Genomic DNA, 21,816 nt, shown 5'->3' on the forward strand with positions numbered 1-21,816 from the left:
TCGACCTCCCCCCCCCCCACCACCTCCCCCCCCCCCCCCCCCCCCTCCCCCACCCCCCCCCCCCCCCCCCCCCCCCCCCTCCCCCCCCCCCCCCCCCCCCGGGGTCGGGAGGCCGGGTACCACGCGGCCGCCGTACGACGGGGCCGCCCGGCCGGGCGACGGGCATCCGCCTGTCGCCGTCGACGACATACGGGTGGACGGACGTCGTGGTGGATGCGGCGGACGCCGGGCCCGGGTGGCCCCGCCTCACCCGTGTGCGAGGACCGGCGGGCCGGGAGAGGCACTACCGTGACGACGCCGTGTCCGCACCATGGTCGCGCGCTCCCCATGACGACCCTGCCGGTCGCGGGCCGCGACCGAGGCACTCGCAGGGTCGCCGTCTGTCCACGTCCGACGCTACGGTCGCGATTGATTCACGTCCAACATAGATTTTGGATCTCGCGATACCTGGAGAGCATCAGTGTTCACCCTCGCCCAGCTGACGAGCTTCGTCGCCGTCGCCGAAGAACTGCACTTCACCCGTGCCGCGGAGCGGCTGAACATGACCCAGCCGCCGTTGAGCCGGCAGATCCAGCTGCTGGAGAGCGAGCTGAGCGTGCAGTTGCTGGACCGCACGAACCGGAGCGTGCGGCTCACCCCGGCCGGCCGCGCTTTCCTGGGGGAGGCCCGCCGCATCCTGCGGCAGTCGGAGCAGGCGGCCCTCGCCGTCCGCCGGGTGTCCACCGGTGAGGCAGGGGTCATCGCCGTCGGGTTCACGGCCGCCAGTGCCCACTCCGCGCTCGGCGGCCTGCTGGAGACCGCCAGAACGGTGCTGCCCGGAGTGGAGCTCCTGCTGCAGGAACTCGTCACGCGCGACCAGCTGAAGGCCCTCGGCGAGGGGTCGCTCGACCTCGGGCTGATGCGGCCGACGACCACGGGAGCCGGTCTGTCCGCCCGCACGGCACTGCGAGAGGGGTTGCTGGCCGCACTTCCCGCCGGTCACCCGCTGGCCGCCGAGGACGGGCCGATGCGGATCGAGGACTTCGACGGCGAGGACTTCCTGATGTACTCGCCCATCGAGGCCCGTTACTTCCACGAACTGCTGATCAGCATCTTCCGGTCCGCACGGACCCGCCCCGTGTTCACCCAGTACCTCACGCAGGTGCACAGCATCCTTGCCCTCGTCGACGGCGGCTGGGGCATCGCCCTCGTGCCCGAGGCCGCGGCCCGGATGCGCTATGGCGGCGTCGTCTTCCGGCAGGTGGCCCTGCCGGACCCGAAGCCGGTCGAACTGAGCCTCGTATGGCGTCCCGACAACGACAATCCGGCGCTCGAAGCCTTGCTGCGACGCCTGTGACATCGGCCCGACATGCCGGTTTCACGGAACTGTCATGAACCGCAATACAAGAAAGGTATGGCAACCAACAAAATTCGACATGGACGTGAATCAGAACCAACTCTACGGTCAACTCAGCCACCGGCTCCGTGGCCAGGACCGTAGGCGGCACCCGCTGTCGCTCTCCTTCCATGTCTAGGAGATTTGTCCATGCTCGATCTCGTCCGGCAGGGCGAGCCGGCGGCGACAGCCGCCCTCGGAACCACCACTGCTGCGCAACGCCGACGACGGCAGCGAAGGCCCGCACCCGGTAGCCGTCGCCGTCGAGCACCACGGTCGCGCCTGAGGTGAGACGCGGGGCGGCCCTCCGGTGCGAGACCGGCCGGCTGCGCGGAACGTGAACCGCCGAACCGTCACCCCCTACGTGGCGGTCCCGGAAAGCCGCCTTTCGTGCGCGGAGCCGTCCGTAGCCGGCCGCCTCCCCCGATCCTCCGCCGCCGCCCGGCCCCTCCGCCGGACGCGCCTTCCGCGTCCGCGCATCCCGCTCCGCCCCTGACCGGAGTCGTGCCGTACCCCCCCGCGGCGTTCGGGCCCGGCTACCCCCAACCACAGTTCAAAGAGGAACTGACATGCCACTTCTCGTAGTGGGAATCAGTGTTCTGGTTCTGCTGCTTCTCATGACCAGGCTGAAGCTGAACGGCTTCGCGGCCCTCCTCCTGGTCGCCGTCGGTGTCGCCGTGGTCCAGGGCATCCCGGTGAAGGACATCCCGGACGTCCTCTCCGAAGGCATCGGAGGCCAGATCGGTGACACGATGCTCACCATCGGACTCGGTGCCATGGTCGGCCGCGTCATGGGCGACTCCGGTGCCGCCCAGCGCATAGCCGGCAAACTGCTCGACGCCTTCGGGCCGCGCTGGGTGCAGGTCGCCATGGTCGTCACCTCCATGCTCATCGGCGTGACGATGTTCTACGAGGTCGCCTTCATCATCGTCGTGCCCATCGCGTTCACCCTGGTCAGGGTCACCGGCGCGAACCTGCTCTGGGTCGGGCTGCCGATGTCGATCGCCCTGTCCACGATGCACAGCTTCCTGCCCCCGCACCCCGGTCCCACCGCCGTCGCGGCCACCTTCGACGCCTCCGTCGGACTGACGCTCTTCTACGGCCTGTTCATCGCGGTACCGGTCGGCGCGTTCATCGCGCTGCTCTGGCCGCGGCTGCCGTTCATCAGGGCGATGAACCCCGCCATCCCCAAGGACCTGGTCAGTGAGCGCCAGTTCACCGACGAGGAGATGCCCGGACTCGGATGGTCGCTGTGCGTGGCGCTCTTCCCCGTCGTGCTGATCGCCGGGGCCGCCGTGACCGACATGGCCGCGACCGGCGAGAGCCCGCTGCTCAACACCGTGGCGTTCATCGGATCCGCGCCGATCGCGCTCCTGCTGGCCCTCCTCCTGGCCGTCTGGGCCTTCGGACCGCGCATCGGGCGGAGCCTGTCGGAGGTCAGTGACTCCTGCTCCTCCGCGGTCAAGGCCATGGCGATGATCCTGCTGGTCATCGGAGCCGGCGGTGCCTTCAAGAACGTCCTGGTCGAAGGTGGTATCTCCGACTACATCAAGGACATCACCGACTCGTGGTCCATATCCGCCATCGTCCTGGCGTGGCTCATCGCCGCCATCCTCCGTGTGGCCCTCGGGTCGGCCACGGTCGCCGTCGTCACGGCCTCGGGCGTGGTGCTGCCGCTGCTCGCCGACAGCGGTGCGCATCCCGAGATGATGGTGCTCGCCGTCTCCTGCGGATCGATCGCCTTCTCACACGTCAACGACCCCGGCTTCTGGTTGTTCAAGGAGTACTTCAACCTTTCCGTCATCCAAGCGATCAAGGTCCGCACCACCTACACCACGGTGCTGGCGATCCTCGGCCTGGGCGGCGTCCTGGTGGCCGAGTGGGCCCTCGACGTCCTCAGCCTGTGACCACCGGCCGCCGCACCCCCTGATTCAAGGAGTCCGAAGAAGACATGACCAAGAACCAGCCGACCGTCACCGCGTTCTCCGTCTATCCCGTGGCGGGCCGCGACTGCATGGAACTGAACCTCTCCGGTGCCCACGGCCCCTATTTCACCCGCAACGTCGTCGTCCTGACGGACTCCGAGGGGCGCACCGGCCTCGGTGAGGTACCCGGCGGTGAGAAGATCACGCAGACCCTCGAGGACGCCGAGTCCCTCGTGGTCGGTGCCAAGGTCGGCGACTACAAGCGTGTGCTGCGCGAGATCGCGGACCGCTTCGCCGACCGTGACTCCGGCGGACGCGGTGCCCAGACCTTCGACCTGCGGACCACGGTCCACGCCGTCACCGCCGTCGAGTCCGCACTCCTCGACCTGCTGGGCCAGCATCTCGACGTGCCGGTCGCGGCCCTCCTCGGAGACGGACAGCAGCGGGACTCCGTGCGGGTGCTCGGCTACCTCTTCTACGTCGGCGACCCCGACCGCACCGACCTGGAGTACGTCCGCGGCCACGACGCCGACGTCGACTGGTACCGCATCCGTCACGAGGAGGCCCTCACTCCCGAGGCGATCGTCCGACAGGCCGAAGCCACCTTCGACCTCTACGGTTTCCGCGACTTCAAACTCAAGGGCGGCGTCCTCGAAGGCGCCGAGGAGGTCAAGGCCGTACGCGCCCTCAAGGACCGCTTCCCCGAGGCCCGGATCACCCTCGACCCCAACGGCGCCTGGTCGCTGAAGGAAGCCGTCGAACTGTGCGCGCCCCTGGTCGGCACGCTCGCCTACGCCGAGGACCCCTGCGGGGCGGAAGGCGGCTACTCCGGGCGCGAGGTGCTCGCCGAGTTCCGTCGCGCGACCGGCCTGCCCACCGCGACCAACATGATTGCGACCGACTGGCGGCAGATGACCCACGCCCTCGCCCTGCAGTCGGTCTCCATCCCGCTGGCCGATCCCCACTTCTGGACCATGCAGGGTTCCGTCCGCGTGGCGCAGTTGTGCAACGCGATGGGCCTGACCTGGGGCTGTCACTCCAACAATCACTTCGACATCTCCCTCGCGATGGTCACGCACTGCGGTGCCGCGGCCCCCGGCGCGTACAACGCCCTCGACACGCACTGGATATGGCAGGAGGGACTGGAGCGCCTCACCACCGCACCGCCCCGCATCATCGACGGCGAGATCGCCGTGCCCGACGCCCCCGGGCTGGGCGTGCAGCTCGACATGGACCGGCTCCTGGCGGCTCATGAGCTCTACCGGGCGAAGGCCCTCGGGGCCCGGGACGACGCCGTGGGCATGCAGTACCTGGTTCCCGGCTGGGAGTTCGACGCCAAGCGGCCCTGCCTCGTGCGGTAAGCACCGGCGGCGCGGTGGTGGCGGCGCAGTGAAGCGCTCGCGCACCCGTGTCCACGCACCCGTGTCCGCTCGCCCGGGCCCGGCGAGCGCCGGGCCCGGGCCGGGACCGGTCTGGACGCCCGAGGCGTGGCACGGAACCTGATGGTATGTCACCTGCCTGGACATCCACCCACACGACTCCCGAGGAGGGCGGACCCGGTCGCGCCGTACCGGACGACCGCCCCCGACGCACAGCCTCCGCGACTCGGCGCCGAACGCAACCCCCGGCTACAGGAGGACGAGCAGCTTGGTACCGGGGACCAGTTTCCGATTGACCGAGGTCGACTGGACGAACACGGTGTATGCCGCGTTGCTCCCAGGGGCCACCGTCGCCTCCGCGTCCGGCAGGCCCAGGAGCTGCCGGGCGGCGGGGCCGGTGAACACCTTCCCGGTCATGCGGCCGGTGGTGGGATCCTTCTCCGCCACGGCGATCTTCTTCTTGGCCTGGATCTTCTCGCGCTTGGAGAGCTCGTAGAAGGCGCAGCCGGTCTTGTACGGATGCCCGGCGCCGGTGACGAAATCGCGGATCGACATCTGCTGGTCCACGGGGATCAGTACGTACTTGCCGGCGTCGAGGGACTGAAGGCTGGACTTCACGTCGGCCGTGCTGAGGTCCTGACCCACCGAGAAGAGGTTCCTGGTCCCGCGCACCCCCTGCTCGCGATCCCGCAGGAACCTCGTGGCGGCCGACTTGACGGTGCCGATCGCCTCTTCGACGCCCTGCGCCGAGTCGGCGTCCCAGATCGAGATGTTGCCCGTCGGGAACCCGTACTGCTGAGCGGTGCGCTTGGCCAGCGAGTTCGGCACCATGATGGCCGAGGTCCAGTGATCCGGAAGACTGTTCAACTTGTCCCCGATCCTGCCCCGCCACGAGTCCAGGACGGCGCGGCCGTCGGGAAGGTGATCGTGGCGCGAGCCCGTCTCGTCCGCGCCGGAGGCGTTCTCCTCGCCGTCCGTGACGACGACCTGGAGGAAGCTGTGCTCGCCGTACTCCTCCCATATGTGGCCGAGGTCGTCGAGCGCCTTCACCGACGCCTGGATCAGCGCGGTCGCGCCGTTCTCGACGGTGTACAGGCCCCGCATGGACGGCAGGTGCTTCACGTCCATGTCCCACACCAGGTTCTCGACCAGGTGGTCGAAGGCGTAGAGGCTGATCCGGGTCTCATGGCCGAGTCTGTCGGACTCCTCCTTCAGTCCCTTCACGAACTCGTCCACGACACGGATGAGCTGCTCCGAATGCCCCCTCATCGAACCGGACTTGTCGATGACGAGAGCGACGTGGTTCACGAAGTGCTTCTTGAGGCGGTCCTTTACCGTTGCGCTCATCGCGCCAATCCCCTTCCGTTCGTTTCCCCGTGGGACCGCGACGGTGCCCTGCGGAGACGCGGCTTCCCCGATGAAGGCGAGCCAGTCGGTGTTCCAGCCTGTCCAAGCCGTCGAGCGTCGGTGTGAAGCGGGGGGCGAACGGTCGCCGCACGCGTCACGGAACGCCCTCTTCCGTCGGCAGACGTCTCAGCCGGGCAGCGCGCGACCCCGCATGGAATCCGGTCCGTTCGGAAGATGGCTTCACTGTATGGGGCAGCACTGACAACGCATGGGACGGTCCGGCCCGCGGCCGTCCTCCCGACACGGCGCGCGAGACAGCGCGATGCCGGGTACTGAACCCCAGGGGCCGGGCGCCGGCGGCCGGCGTCAGCTTCGAGGAGTCCGGGGAGACCAACCGCGGTCGTGAGCTGCGGCCCGTACCGTGCCCGGGCGGGCGGCGGCAGTGGGCGGTTCGCGATCGGGACGCGCGGCCGCCGCGGCGAACGCGTCGCCGGAACCCCGCCAACGCCCTCCCCCTCCGCCCGCCGCGACCGATGTCGGCGACGGACCCTCGGTCATCCCCATTGCCGACGGTGACACGGCTCGCTATGTTAACGAGAAATCACATTCCTCGGTGGGACTCGAAGCGTGGTGGTCGCTCAACTGACATGTCGGGAGAAAGACGCAGAGCACCGTCTGGCCCTCAGGGAAGAAGCGGGTAAGTCAATGGAGAATCTCAGCAGGCGAGGAGTGCTGTCGCTCGGTGTCGCGCTCGGCCTCGTGAGCGTGGCGGACAGCGCCAAGGCGTGGGCGTGGCCGTCGGCCGACTCGGTGGCCGGCACGGGCACGGGTGCCGATCCGGAGTACGTCTGGGACAGCGCGACGGACCCCTTGATGGCTTCGTTGCTCAAGAGGGGTCTGGTTCCGTCGGTCAACACCGCGATGGAGAGGTGGGTGGACAACGGTGACCCGCTGCCCAGCGGTTTTCCGGCCGAACTCACCGCGCACCTGAGGCAGGTCAACAGGCTGCCCTCCTGGGCCGACCGCGCCAAACTGGCCCGCGCGGCCGACTTCAACCGGCGCAGGGACACCTACCTGTTCATGCTGTACGGCCTCGGCAGCGGCATCATGAGCACCGTGATCCCGCGCGAGGCCAGGAGTGTCTACTGGTCGGCGGGCGGTGCCGACATGAAGGACCGCGCGGCCAAGACGTTCACGTTCGGCTACGACCTGTCCCAGTTGGGAGCCTTCGAGCCGACCGGGCAGTTCGTCGTCACCGCCAACAAGACCCGGCTGGTGCATGCCGCGGTGCGCCACCTGCTGCCGCAGTCGCCGCACTGGAAGTCGGGCGCCGACCAGGACATCCCGATCAGCGCCGCCGACATCCTGGTCACCTTCCACAGTCTGGGAACCTACGTACGCAGCAAGCTGATCGACTGGAAGGTCCCGTTCCCCGCGGAGGACCAGGAGGCGTTCCTGCATTCCTGGCAGGTCGCGCTTCACCTGCTCGGTGTGCCGGACGAGTACATCCCCAGGACCTGGGCGGCCGCGGAAGCGCAGTCGGCGCAGGTGCTCACGCCGATCCTCGCGCCGACGACCGAGGGCATCAAGCTGGCCGAGGAACTGCTCGGCCTGACCGCGCAGATCGATTTCGGCGTCACCCGTGGGTTCCTGAACGAGTTCGTGCGCTACGTCCTCAGCGACGAGGTCGGTGACTGGCTGGGACTGCGACGCGACTACGCGGCGGCGGCCCTGGTCCGCACCGCGTGGCCGACGTACATCAGGTTCCGTGAGGGGCTGTCGCCCGTCATGCCCGGCACCTTCTACATGGTCGACCAGTTCGTGCGCGCCCTGGCCATGCTGTTTCTCAACAAGGGCTCCTCCACGACCACCACCCCCATCACGATCCCCACCGGGAACAGGCCGGCCGGCTGAGCCGCCGGCCCCGTCCCGCGGGTGCCCGTCCCACGGCAGTCACGTCGAGGGACCGGCACCCCGGTGACGTCCCCCCGACGCGCCGCACGGGACGGTGTCTCGTCGCGCGCCGGGTTCCGGCACCCGTTCACAGGCCCAGGGCACCCACGACCAGGGCGGTCACGGCGTCACGGTGGTCGAGACCGTCCTGCCAGCGCAGTGTGCGTCCGGCCTCGAACACCACGCCGAACCCCGCGTGCACCAGCACCCGGGCCTGACGCGGGTCCAGCTCCGGACGGGCCAGCCGCAACTGCTGTTCCCAGACGGCGATGTGCTCCCGCTGCGCGAGGACCAGGGGCCGCCGCAGATCCGTCGGCAGACCGGCCAACTCGGCTTCGGCGACGCTGTTGAGCGCGGTGTACTCGAAGCTGTAGGCCACGTACGTCGCCGCCAGCGCGACGACGGCCTCGTGCGGGCCGGCCGCCTCGTGAAGGCTCTGCTCCACCCACTGGGCCAGCAGACCCGCGGCCTGGAGGCACGCCGCCGCCAGGATGTCGACCTTGCCGGGATAGTGACGGTAGAGCGCGGACGGGGCCAGTCCCACCGCCCGCGCGATCTGTCCGTTCGTGACGTTGGCGAACCCGTTCCGTGCGAACAGCGGGACGGCGGCCGCGAGGATCTCCGCGCGCCGGGTGCGCGGCACCGGCTGGGCGGGCAACTCGACCGGGCGTGCGCCCTCGTGGGCCGCCGCGGGGTCGGTGGCGGCCACGCGCAGCGCCGATGCCGACAGCAGGTTCTCGGCCCGGCGCCCGGCGATCGAGGTGTGGTGCATCGTGATGGAGCCGATCGCACCGAGGGCCGCCACCGCCCGCAGCCGCTCGTCGGGCAGGGGGTACTCACGCTGCACCGCCTCGTCGACCCGCCCGACGACGTGCCCGAACTTCGCCTTGAGATGCCGCCGGTCCTCACGATTGAGGTACCGGGCCTCCCACCGGTACACGCCGCCCGAAGCGCGGTGCGCGACGGTGACCCGGGTGACTGCGGTGAGCACGTCCGTCAGGGGCGCCCCGGGAGGCACCTCGTCGAGCGCGGCGACCAGTCGTTCCGCCGTGACGTCGGCGCACTCGGCGAAGAGCGCGTACTTGTTCGGGAAGTGCCGGTACAGGGCCGCCGCCGTGATGCCCACACCGGCGGCGATCTCCTCCATGGAGGCCCTGTGGTAGCCGCGCTCGCTGAAGACCCGGCCTGCCGCCTCGACGATGAGCTGCTTGCGGTTGCGGGGCCGGGTGGCCGCGGTCGGATCGGCGGTCACGGCCGAACGGGCGGAGGCGGAGGCGGGACCATGCGGATCAGTCAATCACACGTCGCCCGGAGGGCCCGGGCTTTCGCGACGGACCGCACGGGACGTGAATCCCGCATCACTTCCCACCGGGCCCGGTGCGCACGACCCGGCGGGTGTGGTGAGGTCAGGTGAAGGTGAGGACCGGCTTGACCGCGCTTCCGTCACGCATGGCGGCCACGGCGGCGTCGATCTCCTCGAAGGGGAACGTGGTGATCAGCCGGTCCACCGGGAAGAGGCCGCGCCGGTGCAGGCCGATCAGCTCGGGGATGAAGCGGGCCGGGTCGGAGTCGCCCTCCATCACCCCGTGCACGCGAACGCCCTTGGCCATCAGGCGCATCATGTCGAACGTGACCTCACCGCCGAGGGCGACGAAGGCGAGTTCGCCGCGCGGACGCAGTGCCCCGACGGCACGGTGGAGCATCTCCGGCCGGCCCGTGGTGTCCACGACACGGTGCGCCCCGCCCCCGGTGAGGTCGCGCAGCGCCGCCACCAGACCGTCACCCGGGGGCAGGGCCGCCCGGGCGCCGAGTCCGACGGCCAGGGCCCGCCGGGAGGCCACCGGGTCGACGGCCACCACCGGGTCGCAGCCCACGGCCACCGCGGCCATCAGCGCACTCAGCCCGACCCCGCCGGCCCCGAACACCACGAGTGAGGTCCCCGGCTCGGGTCGCAACCGGTTGAGCACGGTCCCCGCCCCCGTCTGCCCTCCGCAACCGAGCGGCGCGGTGACCGTGTCCGGCAGACCGGAGGGCACCTTGACCACTCCGCGTTCGTGGACGACGGCGTACGTGGCGAAGCTGGACTGCCCGAAGAAGCCGCCGTGCAGGGGGGCGCCGTCGAGACGGAGCGCGGTGGTGCCGTCGCCGCGCCCGCCGGACAGGTTGAGGTCCCGCGCGAAGTGGCAGTACGCCGGATGGCCCGCCACGCACTGCGGACACGTGCCGCAGCTGGCGAACGTCAGGCAGACGGGGTCCCCCGGCACGACGCCGGTCACTTCCGCGCCCACCGCCTCGACCCGGCCGGCGCCCTCGTGACCGAAGACCACGGGCGTGAGCCGCCGGGGCCAGCCGGCCTGGATTCCCAGGTCCGTGTGACACACCCCGACCGCGGTCAGCCTGACCAGCACCTCACGCGCGCGCGGGTCCTCCAGCTCCACGTCCCGGAGGGCGAACGGTGCGCCCGGCTCCGGGGTGACCGCGGCGCGGGCGCGTCTCACGCGCCGTCTCCCGGGCGCCGGTCCCCGGGGGCGGACCCGGCGACGCGTTCGAGGAAGAAGTAGTAGAAGGGGCCGTCGGCGGGGACACCCTTGGCGTTCATGATGCCCATGAGGGTGCTGTCGTCCACCCGTTTGAAGTGGTCGAGGACCGGCCGGCCGTCGTAGACCATCGTCGCCGTCGACTCGCCGCGGAACTCGACGGTCCACAGACTGGCCTCGCCCTTGCCGAGCTCGCGGTCGGAATACAGCCTGCCCTCCGGGTCCCGGCAGATCAGCGGCTTGGCGTCGTGCACGGCGGTGAACGTCTTGCCGTACCAGCCGGCCTTCGCCAGCTCGCCGTTGAGGGGGTGGCCGGTGTCGAACTCACCGCCCTTCCACTCGCCGAGGATCTCCTCGGGCCGGACGACCTCCAACGCGGCCCAGACGGCGTCCAGTTCGGTGGCTTCGACGGGTCCCTTCGTCTCGCGGAGCGTCCGGAAGCGGGTGCGGGCTTCGAGCGGGTCCATACGGTGTCCTCTCGTCGATGCCGAGAATCGTGGAGGCGGTGCGCAAGCGCGGAAGGGACGCGGAGCCCTCGCCCCGGCCGTGTCACCGGGAGGGGTGCGGGGCGGGGCTCCGGGAGGCGGACCGCGCGGGTGTCGGGTGCCGGAGGGGAGTCCGCCGGTGGAACGGAAGCGTCGCTTCGCCGGTGACCACGTCGGGGTACCCCACGGTGCCGAGGCTCAGCAGGACGTGGCGTTCGGCGACCTCTTCCGCGGTGAGCGGGCCGTCGGGGCGGAACCAGTTGGCGACGCCCTGGCACATGATGAGGACCGAGCGGACGGCGTCGGCCGGTATCGGTGTGGTGAACACCCCCTCGGCGCGGCCCGCTTCGACCGTGTCCAGCAGCATGTGCTGGAGGTAGTCGCGCAGGGCCACGTAGCGGGCCCGGTTCCTGGGCTCCAGGCTGCGGATCTCGGTGTCCAGGAAGGCCAGGGACCTGCGGTGGGCCATGTACAGCACGATCGACTCGACCATGCCGCAGAACCTCGCCAGCGGAGTGGTCCCGGCCTCCGCGGCCGCCGCCCGGCAGCGGTCCAGGACGTCCTTGATGGACGTCTCCAGCAGGGTGGCGAGCAGCGCCTGCTTGTTCTCGTAGTGGTAGTACAGCGCCGGCACGGTGACACCGACCCGGCCGGCGATGTTCCGGACCGAAGTGCCGTGGTAGCCCTGCTCGTTGAAGGCCTCCATGGCGTGCACCAGGATCGGGTGCAGGTCGAGCTGCCCGTAGGTGCGCCAGTGCTGCGCCGGCGTCGCGGTGTCCTGGCTCGGCTCGGTGTTCAACGACTCTCCTCGCAACATGCGTCGACGGGCGACATGGCACGGCCGTGAGTCCGGATTCCCTCCCCTCGCATGCTTAGCGATCGATCAGGAAGAGCGGCCGACGGCGTCCGACTTCGACTTCCTTCCCCGGTAAGTGGCTCCAAAACTACTGGTATCCAGGCGTTGACCGATCGGCCGCACGCTTCTACGTTCTTAGCGAACGCTCAGTAAGGGCCCGGTAGTGCGGCGGCGAGCCCGCCGCGCCCCGAGAGAGGAACCCATGAGCCACCACCCCCCTGACGTCCAGGGCCGCGGCAGTGCCGGGCCGCTGGACGGCGTGCGCGTGGTCGAGCTGGCGGGCATCGGCCCCGGCCCGTTCGCCGCGATGCTGCTCGGAGACCTGGGCGCCGACGTGGTGCGCGTCGACCGCCCGGGACCCGCACCGCTCGCCGGCGACCCGGCCCACGACGTGACCAACCGCAACAAGCGTTCGGTCCTGGTCGACCTCAAGTCGCCCGAAGGACCGCGGACCGTGCGGGCGTTGGCGGCGCGCGCGGAGATCCTGGTGGAGGGGTACCGCCCGGGTGTCGCGGAGCGGCTCGGGGTCGGCCCCGAGGAGTGCATGGCCGTCAACCCCGCCCTGGTGTACGGCCGGATGACCGGCTGGGGCCAGCGGGGGCCGCTCGCGCACCTGGCCGGTCACGACGTCGGCTACATCGCCACGGCCGGCGCCCTCTCCCTGATCGGCGCGCCGGACGGGCCGCCCGCCGTCCCCGCCAACCTGCTCGGTGACTACGCCGGCGGTTCGCTCTACCTGACCACCGGCGTCCTGGCCGCGCTGCTCACCGCCCGCGCCACCGGCCGCGGCCAGGTGGTGGACGCCGCGATCGTCGACGGCACGGCCCACCTCACCGCACTCTTCTGGGGCATGCTCGCCGCGGGCACCTGGCGGGATGCGCGCGGACACAATCTGCTCGACGGCGGCTGCCCGTACTACGGCGTCTACGAGACCGGCGACGGCGGCTGGATGGCGGTCGGCGCGCTGGAACCGCAGTTCTACACCGTGTTCGTCGCCCTGCTGGGCCTGGCCGGCGACGTGCTGCCGGACCGCGCGGACCCGGGCAACTGGCCGGAGCTGCGGGCCCGGTTCACCGCCCGGTTCAAGACCGCGACCCGCGAGGAGTGGACGGCCGTCTTCGAAGGCACCGACGCCTGTGTCGCGCCCGTTCTCTCGCTGCGCGAGGCGTCCGGCCACCCGCACCTGACCGGGCGCGGCACCTACACCGAGGCGCACGGGATCACCCAGCCCGCCCCCGCGCCCCGCTTCTCCGCCACCCCCGGCACCCTCCGGCTGCCACCCGCCGTCCCGGGCGCGCACACCGCCGACGTGGCCCGTGACTGGGACATGCCCGAACTGCTGAAGGACCGCCGCTGATGGAACTGTCCTCCCCTCTCACGTACGCGGGCGACCCGCGCGACGCCGCGGACCGGGCCGCCGCCCTGGAGTCCGCGGGACTCGACGCCGTCTGGGTGGCCGAGGCCTACGGCTTCGACTCCCCGACGGTCTTGGGATACCTGGCCGCGAAGACCGAGCGGATGCGGATCGGCTCGGCCATCCTGAACGTCTACTCGCGCACTCCCGCACTGATCGCCCAGACCGCCGCCGGACTCGACGCCCTCACCGGCGGCCGCGCCCTCCTCGGCGTCGGCGCCTCCGGTCCGCAGGTCGTCGAGGGCTGGCACGGCCGCCGCTACGACCGCCCGCTGGGCCGTACCCGCGAGGTGATCGAGCTGTCGCGGCGCATCTGGCGGCGCGAGGTGATCGAGCACCACGGCATCACCGACCTGCCCCTGCCGCCCGAGAAGGGCGGCACCCTCGGCAAACCCCTGAAACTGCTCACCCACCCGGTCCGCGACACCATCCCCGTGTACGTCGCCGCGCTCGGCCCGGCCAACGTCCGGATGACCGCCGGACTGGCCGACGGCTGGCTCCCGTTCCTCTACGCGCCGGAACACGCCGCCAAGGTGTGGGGCCCGGCCCTGGCCGAGGGCACCGCCGAGCGCGCTCCCGGGCTCGGACCGCTGTCGGTCGTGGCGGGCGGCCTGCTCGCCATGGGCGACGGCGCCGAAGCGGTCCGCGACCTGATGCGCCCCACCGTCGCCCTGTACGTCGGCGGCATGGGCGCCCCGGGCCGCAACTTCTACCACGACCTGGTCCGCGCCTACGGCTACGAGTCGGCCGCCGCCGCCATCCAGGAGCACTACCTCGCGGGACGCCGGAAGGACGCGGAGGCCGCGGTGCCGGCCGAACTGCTGGAACAGATCTGCCTGGCCGGCCCGGAGGGCTACGTCCGGGACCGCGTCGAGGTCTTCCGCGAGGCCGGCGTGACGATGCTCAACGTCACCCCCGTGGGTCCCGATCCCGCCCGGCTGATCGAGCGCGTGAGGAGCTGGCTGTGACACCGAAGGCCGTGACACCCAAGACTGAGACGGCGAAGGCCGTGACACCCAAGACTGAGACGGCGAAGGCCGTGACGTCGAGGGCCGTGACTTTGCGGCGAGACCTGTACGGCCCCGACCACGAGGCGTTCCGCGAGACCGTGCGGACCTTCCTCGCCAAGGACGTGGCCCCGCACCACGAACGGTGGGAGAGGAACGGCGTCGTCGACCGGGAGGTGTGGTGTTCGGCGGGCCGCCAGGGCCTGCTGGGACTGGCCGTCGGCGAGGAGTACGGCGGCGGTGGGACCGAGGACTTCCGCTACAGCGCCGTGCTCATCGAGGAGTTCGCCCGCGCCGGCGCCTCCGGGCTGGCACTGAGCCTGCACAACGACATCGTCGGCCCGTACTGACCCGGCTCGCCACCGACGAGCAGAAGCGGCGCTGGCTGCCCGGGTTCGTCTCCGGCGACATCGTCACCGCCATCGCCATGACGGAACCCGGCGCCGGTTCCGACCTCCAGGGCATCCGCACCACCGCCACCGACCAGGGCGACCACTACCTGCTCAACGGCTCGAAGACCTTCATCTCCAACGGAATCCTCGCCGACCTCGTCGTCGTGGTGGCCCGTACCGCACCCGAGGGCGGCAGCAGGGGGCAGAGCCTGCTCGTCGTCGAGCGCGGCGCGGACGGCTTCGAACGCGGCCGCAACCTCGAGAAGATCGGCCAGAAGGCCCAGGACACCGCGGAGCTCTTCTTCAACGACGTGCGGGTCCCCAAGGAGAACCTGCTGGGGGAGGAGAACCGCGCCTTCACCTATCTGATGGGCAACCTCGCCCAGGAGCGGCTGGCCATCGCGGTCGGCGCCGCCGCCGCGGCCGAGGAGCTCCTCGACCTCACCACGCGGTACGTGAAGGAGCGCGAGGCGTTCGGACGGCCGCTGGCGAAGCTCCAGCACATCCGCTTCGAGATCGCCGAGATGGCCACCGAGGCAGCGGTCACCCGCACCTTCCTGGACCGCTGCGTCGCCGAGCACAGTAGGGGCCGGCTCGACGCCGTGCACGCCTCGATGGCCAAGTGGTGGGCCACCGAACTGCAGAAGCGGGTCGCCGACCGCTGTCTGCAACTCCACGGCGGCTACGGCTACATGAGCGAGTACCGGGTGGCGCGAGCGTTCCTCGACGGACGGGTCCAGACCCTCTACGGCGGCACCACCGAGATCATGAAGGACATCATCGGCCGCTCCCTCCTCGACTGAGCCGGCGCCAGGCGCCCACGCCGAACCCGTGCCGCGTGCGCGGCCTGTCGTGAACCCGCAGGGAGGGCACCCGAGGTGAGCACCGAAGCGTACGTGTACGACGCGATCCGCACCCCGCGCGGACGCGGCGAGGCGAACGGCGTCCTGCACGGCGCCAAGCCGATCGACCTGGTCGTCGGGCTGATCCACGTGACCCTCCGCCGTTTCCCGGACCTCGACCCGGCGGCGATCGACGACATCGTGCTCGGCGTGGTCGGCCCCGTCGGCGGCCAGGGCGCCGACATCGCCCGCACCGCGGCCATCGCGGCCGGGCTGCCGGACACCGTGGCCGGCGTCCAGGAGAACCGCTTCCGCGCATCGGGCCCGGAAGCCGTCAACATGGCAGTCATGAAGGTCCGTTCGGGATGGCACGACCTGGTACTGGCAGGCGGCGTGGAGTCCATGTCCCGCGTCCCCATGGGCAGCGACGGCGGAGCCTGGGCGCTGGACCCGCGCACCAACCACGACACCGGCTTCGTCCCGCAGGGCATCGGCTTCCCCGGCTGGGCCGGCGGCGTCCTCCAGTACATCAACGGCTACGACGACTACGCCGGGGCAGATGCCGGCCTGCCCGGCTTCGTGGCACGCGCCCGCGAGCTCGCCGACCGCTACGGCGAGCGCTTCGCACCGCCCGCGCTGCTGCTGCGCAAGGCCGAGCAGGGCGAGACCTCCACCGACTCCTGAGCCCTCTCCCGATCACAGGCGGCCCTCCGCACCCCGCCGCGCTCCTCCCGGCACGCCTGCCGGGGCGCCCCACCGCCCCGGTCTCCCGGACGTTCCCATCCGACCCGCAAGGAGGCCCCGATGACATCAGCGCCCCGTACGACCGGCGAACCGCCCGACGCCCCGGCCGACCGTACCCTGCCGCGGCTGCTGGCCCGCAACGCCCGTGAGTACCCCGGACTGCCCGGCCTCTCCTGGCAGCAGGCGGACGGGGACGGCGCCTGGACGACGCTCAGCTGGGCGCAGATCCACGAGCACACCGGACGCCTGGCCGCCGGCTACGCGGCGCTCGGCGTCGGCCGCGGCGACCACGTGCTGATGATGATGGCCAACCGTCCCGAGCACTGGCTGTCCGACCTGGCGCTCGGCCGCCTCGGTGCCGTCCCGGTCAGCGTGTACGGCACCGCGGCCCCCGAGCAGGTCACCCATATCGCCCGCAACTGCCGGGCCCGTCTCGCGGTGGTCGAGGGGACGGCGCAGGTGGCGGTGTGGGAACCGCTGCTGACCGACGCCGGCACCCCGCTGGCCCGGCTGGTGGTGGCCGAGGCGGGCGCCGAGGGCGGCCACGTCCCGTACGCCGCCCTGCTCCGGGACCCCGCGCCGGAGCGGTTCGCGAAGGAGCTGGACGCCGCGAGCCCCGACGACCCGCTGACCGTCGTCTACACCTCCGGAACCACCGGGGAGCCGAAGGGCGTCGTCCTGACCCACCGCCAGGTGATGGCCAACGCCCTGGCGCTGGACGCCGTGGTGGAGCTGCCGCCGCACGTCGAGCACATCTGCTACCTGCCGTTCGCCCACATCGCCGAACGGATGCTGGGCATCTACCTGCCCTGCCACCGCGCCTCGCACGTCTACCTCTGCGCCGACCCCGCGGGCGTGGGCACGGTCGTGCGCAAGGTGCGCCCCGCGCAGTTCTTCGGTGTGCCGCGGATCTGGGAGAAGCTGTGCGCCGCCGTGCGGGCCGTCCTGTCCCTGATGCCGGCCGAGCAGCGGGAGGCCATCGACGCGGCGTCCGCGGTGGCCCGCGAGCACGTCGGGTACCGCGAGCGGGGCAAGACGCCGCCCGCCGAACTGGAGGAGCGCTACGCCCGTGCCCGCCAGGACGTCCTGTTGCCGCTGCTGGCCGCGGGCGGCCTGGACCGGGTGACCTGGGCGGCCAGTGCCTCGGCGCCCATGCCGGTCGACGTGGTGGACTTCTGGGCCGGGTTCGGCATCGTGATCATGGATGCCTGGGGGCTGACCGAGACCACCGGCGTGGCCACCACCAACAGCCCGCGAACCGGCTTCCGGATCGGTTCGGTGGGACGCCCCGTGGAGTCCGTGGAGGTCAGGATCGCCGCGGACGGCGAGATCGAGGTGCGCGGCGAGTCCGTCTTCTCCGGCTACCTCCAGCCGGACGGTTCGGTGCGGCCCGCCGTGGACGCCGACGGCTGGCTGGCCACCGGCGACATCGGCCGGACGGACCAGGACGGCTATCTCTGGCTCACCGACCGGAAGAAGGAGATGATCATCACCTCGTCGGGCAAGAACGTCTCGCCCGCCCTGGTGGAGAACGCGCTCAAGGAGCACCCGCTGATCGGTCAGGCGCTGGTCCACGGCGACCGCCGCTCCTACCTCGTCGCGCTGCTGGTGCTCGACGCGGAGGCCGCCCCCGCCTGGGCCGCCGCCCACGGTGTCGAGGCGGACGGCGGACTCGCCGGCCTCGTCCGGCATCCCGCCGTCCGGGCCGAGGTGCAGCGCGCCGTGGCGGCCGCCAACTCCCGGCTCAACCGCACCGAGCAGGTGAAGCGGTACGAGCTGCTGTCCGAGGAGTGGGGCCCGGCGACCGGCGAGCTGACGCCCTCGCTGAAGCTGCGGCGCCGGGTGATCCGGGACAAGTACGCCGACGCGCTGTCCGGGCTCTACCGGGACTGAGCCCGGTCTCTCGGCGCGACCGGCTGCCGCCCGCCCCCGGCCGGGGGCGGGCGGCAGCCCGCACGGGGGCCGGTTCAGAGGCCGTAGGTCTTGCCGATCACGTCCCGCTGGATCTCGCTGGTCCCGCCGTAGACCGTCGAGACGACCGCGGCCCGCAGGTGGCGCTCCATGTCGAACTCGGTGGTGTAGCCGTAGCCGCCCATCATCTGCATGCCCTCCAGGGCGGCCCGCTTGGCGGTCTCGGTGGCCTTCAGCTTGGCCATGGACGCCTCCCGCGGGAACAGCCTGTCCGGCTGCGCGTCGCAGTCCAGGGCTACTTCGCGCACCAGCAGCCGGGTGCACTCGATCTCGGTGGCGAGGTCGGCCACCCGGTGCCGCAGCGCCTGGAAGGATCCGACGGGCCGCCCGAACTGCTCGCGTTCACGGACGTAGGCGAGGGCGTCGTCGAAGACGCGGCGCGCCAGGCCCAGCATGTTCGCGGCCAGGAAGAGCCGCTCGTGGTTCAGCCCGGCCATCAACTGCCGCCAGCCGTCGTCCACCCGGCCCACCACCGCGTCGGCGGGCAGCCGGACGCCGGTGAGGAACACGTCGTTGACCTCCCGGCCGCCCATGGTCTCGATGCCCCGCACCTCCACGCCCGGGGCGTCGGCGGGCAGATGGAACATCGTCAGACCGCCGTGCTTGTCCTCGCCGGTGCGGGCCACCAGCAGAATGCTCTTCGCCAAGTGTGCGTTGGAGATCCAGGTCTTCTGCCCGTCGATCTCCCAGGTGCCGTCCGACGCCTGCCGGGCCCGGCAGCGCAGCGCGCCGACGTCCGAACCGGCGCCCGGCTCCGACATGGCGATCGACAGGACGTCGCCGCGCACGGCGCCGGACAGCACCTCGTGCCGCTGCCGCTCGGTGCCGAACCGTTCGTACGCCTTCGCGGCGATGACGGTGGTGACGAAACCGCCGGCCGGGACCATCCCGTAGGAGGTCTCCTCCAGGAACAGGCAGGCGTCGGCCAGCCCCCCGCCGGAGCCGCCGTACTCCTCCGGCAGGCACACCCCGAGCCAGCCCAGGCCGGCGAGCCTGCCGTACAGCCCCGGATGGTGCGCCTCGCGACCGCCCGCGGTCAGCGCGTCCCGCTGCTCCCGGGTACCGCACTCGCGCTTGGCGAAATCTCTGACGGCCGCGGCGAACGCGGACTGCTCTGCGGTGAGACGACTGCCCATCAGGCCCTCCAGAGTTCGTGTTACAAAGTGTTGAGAGTTGTTACTTGTTTCCCGGGACGGGGGTGTCGGTTTCGTGAGCACGGTCTGGAAGACCGAGACGGAGGACCCGACCGCACGGCGCATCCTCGACGCCGCGCTGGAGCAGTTCACCGCCTTCGGCCTGCGCCGTTCCTCCGTCGACGACGTCGCCAAACGGGCCGGTGTCTCCCGGGTCACCGTCTACCGGCGCTTCCAGAACAAGGACAGGCTGGTCGAGCAGACCCTGCTGCGCGAGAACAGCCGGTTCTTCCAGCGGCTGGACTCGGCGGTGGCCGCGCTGCCGACCATGGAGGAACGGGTCGTCGAGGGATTCGTCGTCGCCTTGCGCCACACCCGCGCACATCCGCTCTTCGGCGGCCTGCTGCGCCTGGAACCCGAGGTGGTACTGCCCTACCTGACCGTGCACGGCGGCTCCTCGCTCTCCGCCACCGTCGAGTACCTGACGGGACATCTGCGCCGTGCGCAGCAGGCCGAGGGCCGCCCCGACGCGGACCCGCGGCCGGTCGCCGAGCTCATGGTGCGCGTGGCCGTCTCCTTCCTGCTCAACCCCGCCAGCTGCATCGAGATGGAGGACGAGGACCAGGCCCGGGCCTTCGCCCGTCGCTATCTGGCCCCCCTCCTGAACGCCTGACCGGCCGTCAGGGCGCGGTCCGGCGGGTCAGCGCCGCAGGTGCAGAGCCCGGGCCAGCCGCACCGCGCGCTCCCGTGCGGCGGCCGGTACGTCGAAGGAGGTCAGCGCGACCGGCGGGGCGAACCGCTGCACGGTCGTCGACTGCACGGCGGTGAAGGCCCGCAGCCCCTCCGCGCCGTGTATCCGCCCGAAGCCGGAATCCTGCGAACCGCCGAACGGCAGCGCCGGTACGGCCGCGAAGCCCAGCACCGAGTTCACCGACACCGCTCCCGCGCGCAGCCGTGCCGCGATCGCGGCTCCGGCACGCCGGTTCCCGCAGAACACGGCGGCTCCCAGGGCGTACCGGGAGTCGTCGGCGCGGGCCACCGCCTCGTCCACGTCGGCCACCGCGTTGAGCGCGACGACCGGTCCGAACGTCTCCTCCGTCATGGCCGCCGCGTCCTGGGGCACATCGGCCAGGACGACGGGCGCGACGTACGGCGCCCGGACGGACTCCGGTCCGCCCAGCAGGAGTCGCGCTCCCGACGACACCGCCGTGGTCACGTGCCGCTCCACGGTCCCGATCTGGCCCGGCAGGGTCATCGGACCGTAGGCCGCGTCGCCGCCGGCGCCCGGGCGCAGCGCACCGGCGCGCTTCACCACCCGTTCGCACAGAGCCGCATGGATCTCGCGCACGGCGTAGACGCGTTCCACGCCCGCACAGGTCTGTCCGGCGTTGCTCAGCGCGCCCCACACGATCGCGTCGGCGGCTGCGTCCAGATCCGCGTCCGCGGTGACGATCACGGCGTCCTTCCCGCCGCACTCGGCGAGGAACGGCGTCAGCGTCTCGGCGCACACCGCCATCACCTTGCGCGCCGTCCCGGGCGAGCCGGTGAACGCCAGCCTGTCGACCCCGGAGCGGGCCAGCGCCTCTCCGGCGGCCGCGGCGCCCGTGACGGTGGTGAGCAGCCCGGCGTGCGCGGGCACGGCCGCGTCGAACAGTTCGGCGAGCAGCACGCCGGTGCCCGGGGTCAGCTCGGACGGCTTGAGGACCACGGCGTTCCCGGCCGCCAGGGCGTACCCGACGGAGCCCATCGGGGTGTAGCAGGGGTAGTTCCACGGGCCGATCACGCCCACCACGCCCAGCGGCCGGTGCACCAGCGAGGCCCGCTGGTGGGCGGTGAACAGTCCGGTGCGCACCCGCCGTCGGCGCAGCACGCGGTCGGCGTTGCGCGCGGCCCAGCCCAGGTGCTCCAGAGTGAGGACGACCTCCAGCGCGGCGTCGCCGGCCGGCTTGCCGGTCTCCTCGGCGATGGTCCGGGCGACGGTGGCCAGGTCGGAGGCGAGGGCCCGCTTCCAGCGCAGCAGATGGTCACGGCGCCGGGCCGCGGGCAGCGCGGTCCACTCCGCCTGCGCCTTCCGGGCCCGGGTCACGGCACGGGCGATCTGCTCGGGACCGTCCACCGGATACTCGGCGAGCGGCTCGCCGGTCGCCGGGGAGCGGGTGGTGAACGTCGCGGTGCGGGGGGCGGCGTCCGGGGCGGTGTCGGTCATCGGGCTCCCTGCGAGTCGAAGATACAAAAACTATTAACTTGTTTCATGGGGGCGTCAATACTCCGGTCGCGAGGGAGGGGTGCCGCGCGCCGTGGCCGCTCCCGCGCGTCCGCCCGGACGTACGTCGCCGCCCGTCACTCACGGCGACCGAACCTGATCGAGTCGGACCGCTCTGCAGCGTTTCGGGAGCGGAAGCTTCGCCGACTTATCGGGCTGTCGTACGAGGGCTCATACCAGAGCAGGACGTTGT

Annotated in this window: 15 protein-coding genes and 2 pseudogenes; 10 read left to right on the forward strand and 7 right to left on the reverse strand. The window is 71.5% G+C overall.

Annotation, left to right across the window (positions count from 1 at the left end):
- The first annotated feature begins 460 nt into the window (after positions 1 to 460).
- From ACZ7G3_RS15185 to ACZ7G3_RS15195, 3 genes are all read left to right on the forward strand, one after another.
- Complete coding sequence (locus tag ACZ7G3_RS15185; protein WP_426598225.1) at positions 461 to 1,336, forward strand: LysR substrate-binding domain-containing protein; 876 nt, start codon at positions 461 to 463, stop codon at positions 1,334 to 1,336.
- A gap of 608 nt (positions 1,337 to 1,944) precedes the next feature.
- Positions 1,945 to 3,282 (forward strand): gluconate:H+ symporter, encoded by a 1,338-nt coding sequence (locus ACZ7G3_RS15190; RefSeq protein ID WP_470925883.1) that lies wholly within the window; start codon positions 1,945 to 1,947, stop codon positions 3,280 to 3,282.
- Between the two features lie 44 nt (positions 3,283 to 3,326).
- Positions 3,327 to 4,661 (forward strand): enolase C-terminal domain-like protein, encoded by a 1,335-nt coding sequence (locus tag ACZ7G3_RS15195; protein WP_470925884.1) that lies wholly within the window; start codon positions 3,327 to 3,329, stop codon positions 4,659 to 4,661.
- 267 nt (positions 4,662 to 4,928) lie between these two features.
- On the opposite strand, the gene ACZ7G3_RS15200 is transcribed toward ACZ7G3_RS15195, so the two are convergent.
- Entirely contained in the window at positions 4,929 to 6,026 is a 1,098-nt protein-coding gene (locus ACZ7G3_RS15200) for a vWA domain-containing protein (RefSeq protein WP_470925886.1), read from the reverse strand.
- Positions 6,027 to 6,731: 705 nt separating this feature from the next.
- Here ACZ7G3_RS15200 and ACZ7G3_RS15205 point away from each other — a divergent pair.
- A complete protein-coding gene (locus ACZ7G3_RS15205; RefSeq protein ID WP_470925887.1) occupies positions 6,732 to 7,940 on the forward strand; it encodes an oxygenase MpaB family protein in 1,209 nt (402 codons plus the stop codon).
- Positions 7,941 to 8,067: 127 nt separating this feature from the next.
- Here ACZ7G3_RS15205 and ACZ7G3_RS15210 read toward each other — a convergent pair whose 3' ends face one another.
- From ACZ7G3_RS15210 to ACZ7G3_RS15225, 4 genes are all read right to left on the reverse strand, one after another.
- The gene (locus tag ACZ7G3_RS15210; RefSeq protein ID WP_470925889.1) at positions 8,068 to 9,231 is read right to left on the reverse strand and encodes a TetR/AcrR family transcriptional regulator; all 1,164 of its coding nucleotides are present in this window, start codon (positions 9,229 to 9,231) and stop codon (positions 8,068 to 8,070) included.
- 154 nt (positions 9,232 to 9,385) lie between these two features.
- Complete coding sequence (locus tag ACZ7G3_RS15215; RefSeq protein WP_470925891.1) at positions 9,386 to 10,477, reverse strand: NAD(P)-dependent alcohol dehydrogenase; 1,092 nt, start codon at positions 10,475 to 10,477, stop codon at positions 9,386 to 9,388.
- A complete protein-coding gene (locus ACZ7G3_RS15220; RefSeq protein WP_426598218.1) occupies positions 10,474 to 10,983 on the reverse strand; it encodes a DUF4334 domain-containing protein in 510 nt (169 codons plus the stop codon). The genes ACZ7G3_RS15215 and ACZ7G3_RS15220 overlap by 4 nt, the downstream gene beginning before the upstream one ends.
- An 82-nt stretch (positions 10,984 to 11,065) precedes the next feature.
- Positions 11,066 to 11,800, reverse strand: a complete 735-nt coding sequence (locus ACZ7G3_RS15225) for a TetR/AcrR family transcriptional regulator (protein ID WP_470925893.1) — start codon at positions 11,798 to 11,800, stop codon at positions 11,066 to 11,068.
- Between the two features lie 259 nt (positions 11,801 to 12,059).
- Between ACZ7G3_RS15225 and ACZ7G3_RS15230 the strand changes: the two genes are divergently transcribed.
- From ACZ7G3_RS15230 to ACZ7G3_RS15250, 5 genes and pseudogenes are all read left to right on the forward strand, one after another.
- On the forward strand, positions 12,060 to 13,214 hold the full coding sequence (locus ACZ7G3_RS15230) for a CaiB/BaiF CoA transferase family protein (RefSeq protein ID WP_470925895.1): 1,155 nt from the start codon (positions 12,060 to 12,062) through the stop codon (positions 13,212 to 13,214).
- On the forward strand, positions 13,214 to 14,239 hold the full coding sequence (locus ACZ7G3_RS15235; protein ID WP_470925898.1) for an LLM class F420-dependent oxidoreductase: 1,026 nt from the start codon (positions 13,214 to 13,216) through the stop codon (positions 14,237 to 14,239). Before ACZ7G3_RS15230 ends, ACZ7G3_RS15235 begins: the two co-directional genes overlap by 1 nt.
- A gap of 92 nt (positions 14,240 to 14,331) precedes the next feature.
- A pseudogene (locus ACZ7G3_RS15240) lies at positions 14,332 to 15,473 on the forward strand (acyl-CoA dehydrogenase family protein).
- 75 nt (positions 15,474 to 15,548) lie between these two features.
- Positions 15,549 to 16,007: pseudogene (locus ACZ7G3_RS15245) on the forward strand (thiolase family protein); the annotation flags it as partial.
- A 309-nt stretch (positions 16,008 to 16,316) separates the two neighbouring features.
- Entirely contained in the window at positions 16,317 to 18,149 is a 1,833-nt protein-coding gene (locus ACZ7G3_RS15250) for an AMP-dependent synthetase/ligase (RefSeq protein WP_470925900.1), read from the forward strand.
- A gap of 74 nt (positions 18,150 to 18,223) precedes the next feature.
- On the opposite strand, the gene ACZ7G3_RS15255 is transcribed toward ACZ7G3_RS15250, so the two are convergent.
- Positions 18,224 to 19,363: an acyl-CoA dehydrogenase family protein gene (locus ACZ7G3_RS15255; RefSeq protein WP_470925902.1), complete on the reverse strand. Its 1,140-nt coding sequence runs from the start codon at positions 19,361 to 19,363 to the stop codon at positions 18,224 to 18,226.
- Positions 19,364 to 19,436: 73 nt separating this feature from the next.
- On the opposite strand from ACZ7G3_RS15255, the gene ACZ7G3_RS15260 reads away from it, so the two are divergent.
- Positions 19,437 to 20,033: a TetR/AcrR family transcriptional regulator gene (locus tag ACZ7G3_RS15260; protein ID WP_470925904.1), complete on the forward strand. Its 597-nt coding sequence runs from the start codon at positions 19,437 to 19,439 to the stop codon at positions 20,031 to 20,033.
- Between the two features lie 27 nt (positions 20,034 to 20,060).
- Here ACZ7G3_RS15260 and ACZ7G3_RS15265 read toward each other — a convergent pair whose 3' ends face one another.
- Positions 20,061 to 21,566, reverse strand: coding sequence for an aldehyde dehydrogenase family protein (locus tag ACZ7G3_RS15265; protein ID WP_470925906.1), 1,506 nt, complete (start codon positions 21,564 to 21,566; stop codon positions 20,061 to 20,063).
- Between the last annotated feature and the right edge of the window lie 250 nt (positions 21,567 to 21,816).

It is taken from the genome of Streptomyces sp. NPDC037271 (genome assembly GCF_055603605.1).

What these genes read in the sequence shown, in the direction of transcription:
- ACZ7G3_RS15230 (WP_470925895.1), top strand. Translation starts at nt 12,060, where the DNA reads ATGAGCCACCACCCCCCTGACGTCCAGGGCCGCGGCAGTGCCGGGCCG.
- ACZ7G3_RS15190 (WP_470925883.1), top strand. Translation starts at nt 1,945, where the DNA reads ATGCCACTTCTCGTAGTGGGAATCAGTGTTCTGGTTCTGCTGCTTCTC.
- ACZ7G3_RS15200 (WP_470925886.1), bottom strand. Translation starts at nt 6,026, where the DNA reads ATGAGCGCAACGGTAAAGGACCGCCTCAAGAAGCACTTCGTGAACCAC.
- ACZ7G3_RS15265 (WP_470925906.1), bottom strand. Translation starts at nt 21,566, where the DNA reads ATGACCGACACCGCCCCGGACGCCGCCCCCCGCACCGCGACGTTCACC.
- ACZ7G3_RS15250 (WP_470925900.1), top strand. Translation starts at nt 16,317, where the DNA reads ATGACATCAGCGCCCCGTACGACCGGCGAACCGCCCGACGCCCCGGCC.
- ACZ7G3_RS15220 (WP_426598218.1), bottom strand. Translation starts at nt 10,983, where the DNA reads ATGGACCCGCTCGAAGCCCGCACCCGCTTCCGGACGCTCCGCGAGACG.
- ACZ7G3_RS15235 (WP_470925898.1), top strand. Translation starts at nt 13,214, where the DNA reads ATGGAACTGTCCTCCCCTCTCACGTACGCGGGCGACCCGCGCGACGCC.
- ACZ7G3_RS15195 (WP_470925884.1), top strand. Translation starts at nt 3,327, where the DNA reads ATGACCAAGAACCAGCCGACCGTCACCGCGTTCTCCGTCTATCCCGTG.
- ACZ7G3_RS15255 (WP_470925902.1), bottom strand. Translation starts at nt 19,363, where the DNA reads ATGGGCAGTCGTCTCACCGCAGAGCAGTCCGCGTTCGCCGCGGCCGTC.
- ACZ7G3_RS15205 (WP_470925887.1), top strand. Translation starts at nt 6,732, where the DNA reads ATGGAGAATCTCAGCAGGCGAGGAGTGCTGTCGCTCGGTGTCGCGCTC.